At 55.7% G+C, this 2,952-nt stretch carries 5 protein-coding genes and 1 pseudogene; 4 read left to right on the top strand and 2 right to left on the bottom strand.

Annotation, left to right across the window (positions count from 1 at the left end; genetic code table 11):
* The 4 genes and pseudogenes from R6V78_RS18860 to R6V78_RS18845 all read left to right on the top strand — a co-directional run.
* Positions 1–359, top strand: a pseudogene (locus R6V78_RS18860) (transposase); the annotation flags it as partial.
* 179 nt (positions 360–538) lie between these two features.
* Positions 539–793 (top strand): AbrB/MazE/SpoVT family DNA-binding domain-containing protein, encoded by a 255-nt coding sequence (locus R6V78_RS18855; RefSeq protein ID WP_410290937.1) that lies wholly within the window; start codon positions 539–541, stop codon positions 791–793.
* A complete protein-coding gene (locus R6V78_RS18850; protein WP_410290936.1) occupies positions 787–1,116 on the top strand; it encodes a type II toxin-antitoxin system PemK/MazF family toxin in 330 nt (109 codons plus the stop codon). The genes R6V78_RS18855 and R6V78_RS18850 overlap by 7 nt, the downstream gene beginning before the upstream one ends.
* A gap of 148 nt (positions 1,117–1,264) precedes the next feature.
* A complete protein-coding gene (locus R6V78_RS18845) occupies positions 1,265–1,624 on the top strand; it encodes a carboxymuconolactone decarboxylase family protein (RefSeq protein WP_410290935.1) in 360 nt (119 codons plus the stop codon).
* A gap of 73 nt (positions 1,625–1,697) precedes the next feature.
* Here R6V78_RS18845 and R6V78_RS18840 read toward each other — a convergent pair whose 3' ends face one another.
* Positions 1,698–2,036 (bottom strand): hypothetical protein, encoded by a 339-nt coding sequence (locus R6V78_RS18840; protein WP_410290934.1) that lies wholly within the window; start codon positions 2,034–2,036, stop codon positions 1,698–1,700.
* 21 nt (positions 2,037–2,057) lie between these two features.
* On the bottom strand, positions 2,058–2,952 hold an 895-nt coding region (locus R6V78_RS18835), incomplete at its 5' end, for a DEAD/DEAH box helicase family protein (protein ID WP_410290933.1).

Here is a 2,952-nt window from a genome sequence, read left to right as displayed (position 1 = left end):
GGACCAAAGGCGACTGTCGCATCCTGGGCGATACAGGTTTCGTTGAAAAGGTGGTTTCCACATCGCGCGAATCGTTTGATACACGCTACGCCCTGCGGCGGGAAGGATGGGACTTCGACCGTATTCTGCACCGGGCCGGGGCTGTTTGCGGGGCAACGCCGGAACAGGTGCTTTCCGGTGGCCGGCAGAGGCCCCGGTCCATGGCCCGGGCGCTGACCTGCTACTGGGCGGTACGGCGTCTGGGCCTCCCGTCCATCGAAATGGCGCGACGATTCGGCATCAGCACGGCGGCGGTCAGCAAGGCCATTGAGCGGGGCGAGTCTTTGGCCGCGGACAAAAAAATTGATTTAGATAGTTAGAGACGTCCCCTACTACATGTTAGAGACGTCCCCTACTACACTACTACACTCGGCCGTAATTACGGGATTTTTCAACAGACAAACGGCCTGTTCTCAGTTATTTTGGACAGCAGTGGATTTGACAATAGATTTTTTGTGGGTATAATGTAATTACATTATACCCACAATTGGAGGTGAAAATGGCGACTTTAATCAGAATAGGAAATTCACAAGGTATCCGTATTCCAAAGGCGGTAATCGAACAGGCCCGATTAGAAGACAAACAATTGGAATTTAAAATAATCGACGACGGATTGTTAATTCAACCTGTTAAGAAGAATAGGGAAGGATGGAAAGAACAATTTGATAAAGCCCTTAAATCCCAAGAACCTAACGAAGCGGATCAGGCATGGTTGGATGCCCCGTTGGTAAATGAAGAGGACTGGGAATGGTAAAAAAAGATGTTCATAGATTTGAGATTTGGCTGGTTCAACTTGATCCGACACTAGGTTCTGAAATTAAGAAAACAAGGCCTTGTGTTGTTATCTCCCCTGATGAAATGTCTGCGCTGAAAACAGCGATTGTTGCTCCAATGACATCCAAAGGATTTAGCTATCCAACCAGAATTCAATATACATTTCAGGGTAAAAAAGGATTGATCTTGCTTGACCAAATGAGAGCCGTTGACAAATCCAGGTTAATTCAAAGAGTTGGTATAGTTTCCCAAAGCGCGCAGATTAAAATTATCAATTGTTTGCAAGAGCTTTTCGCGTATTAAGGGGCTAACCACGGCATCAAGGCGACGGCAAAAAGCCGTCGCGTTTCATGCCAAACGTTGGCCAATAAAAGCGTAAAAGCGCGTAAAAGCGGGACATTCTATATCCCCTACTACGCTACTACCACTGGAAAAAGGAGGAAAGAAAGCCATGATCGAAGATCCCAAGAAATTTCTCGACGGATTCAAGGAGGCCGTGGGGCGGTTTGCCAAGGCCGACAAGGCAACCCTGAAGGTATTCACCGGGCTCAATGAAAACGCGCTGCAACCGGGGATTCTGGACCGCAAGACCAAGACGTTGATGTGCCTGGCCATCGGGATTGCCCATGGCTCCGAGTACTGCGTGGCCGCCCGCGCGGCCCAGGCGGTGGAGGCCGGCGCCAGCCGGCAGGAGCTGCTGGAAACGGCTTCGGTGGGCCTGCTGATGGGTGGCAGCCTGTCGTTCGGGCCGATTCTGACCGTGTTCATGGACACCGTCGCGACGCTTTTCCCTGAGGGCTCTGCCAGCTAAACCGGGGAGAGAAATATGGATGGAATGCCGCTTTATGTGAACCGGTTCGGGTTGTTCCGCTTATCGCGGGGCTTTACCGCGGAACGGTTGAGGACGGTAGATGGTCGGCCGGAACGGAGGAGCAAAAACGGATGTGGAGGAACAGTCCGAACATCACAATGAGGACAACCAGAAGGGCGAAACGCAGGATCTGCGGATCTTCCGGTTTCGCTTCCGGGTCGTCGTCTTCCGCGCTGCGGTGGAAACCATCCTTTGCCATGAAAAAGATCATCATCACGAGCCAGTAGGATACGATCATTCCAAGAGCGGTGTATTGCAACCAATTCGGAAGAGCGACATTCATCATCCGCAAGACCCATGCCGCCAGAAAAAACACGCCTGTGATCACCACCGCCTGGATCTTCATGGTCACCTGACCTGCCTTCGGGGTTTTTCAGGTTGCGTCTCGCGGATTCTCAACAAGCTGCGCACTGTCTCGTCTTTTCGCTTTCACGAGACAAATGGCGCATAATCCCTGATTGGAGAGGTCGCTCACCCGAGCAGATCCCGAATCTCCCCCGGCCGGCTCACCACCGCGGCCCGCCAGCACCCGAATCCGCCGTGGGCCGTGACGGCCGCCGGCCAGCCGGACGATAAAATCCGGGCGATACTTGCGCACCACGCCGTGGTGGACGTACTGCACCTCGAAACCCAGGTGGTCGTTTTTCGCCCAGGCGGTCACCCTCTCGCTGTCATCGAGGGCGAAGGCGTCCGAGGCTTCCCGGGCGCTGTCCTTCAGGTCCCGGCTGCGCAGGTACTTGCCTTCGGCCTCCCAGTTGACGCGCCAGGCATGGTGGGCCTCGTCGTTGATCACCAGCAGGTTGCGGGCGCCGGCCATTTCGCCGAGCACCTCGCGGGTGTAGGCCTCGTCGCTCTTGGCGCCGCGCTTGTCCACGCTGCGCCGCTTCTTGAGCTGCTCCTCGCTTTCCCAGGCCAAGGCGTGCCAGTTGCGCACCAGCACCTTGCCCTGGCGCAGCCGGTCCAGCAAGGATGACGGCACGATGTTGAACGCCTCGTAGTAATTGCCGACGCCCGAAGGCTCCAGCACCGATAGGCGGCTTTTCACCGTCAGCCCCGGCGCCACCACCAGCACGTGTTTGGAGAAGCGGACGTCCTGGGGGTTGGCCACCTTGTTGAGAATGTGCCAGGCGATGGCCATGGCCATGACGATGGTCTTGCCCGAGCCGGTGGCCATCTTGCAGCACCGGCGCACAAAATCGCCTCCGTCTCCGGGAATCTCGATGCCCACGTGGCCGGCGGCGGGCCCTTCGGTAAGCCAGATCAGGGTT

The sequence above is a fragment of the Desulfosarcina sp. genome, assembly GCF_046496365.1.
In the GTDB taxonomy this organism is placed as follows: Bacteria; Desulfobacterota; Desulfobacteria; order Desulfobacterales; family Desulfosarcinaceae; genus Desulfosarcina.
This window is presented reverse-complemented; position numbering and strand designations above follow the sequence as displayed.

What these genes read in the sequence shown, in the direction of transcription:
- R6V78_RS18855 (WP_410290937.1), top strand. Translation starts at nt 539, where the DNA reads ATGGCGACTTTAATCAGAATAGGAAATTCACAAGGTATCCGTATTCCA.
- R6V78_RS18850 (WP_410290936.1), top strand. Translation starts at nt 787, where the DNA reads ATGGTAAAAAAAGATGTTCATAGATTTGAGATTTGGCTGGTTCAACTT.
- R6V78_RS18845 (WP_410290935.1), top strand. Translation starts at nt 1,265, where the DNA reads ATGATCGAAGATCCCAAGAAATTTCTCGACGGATTCAAGGAGGCCGTG.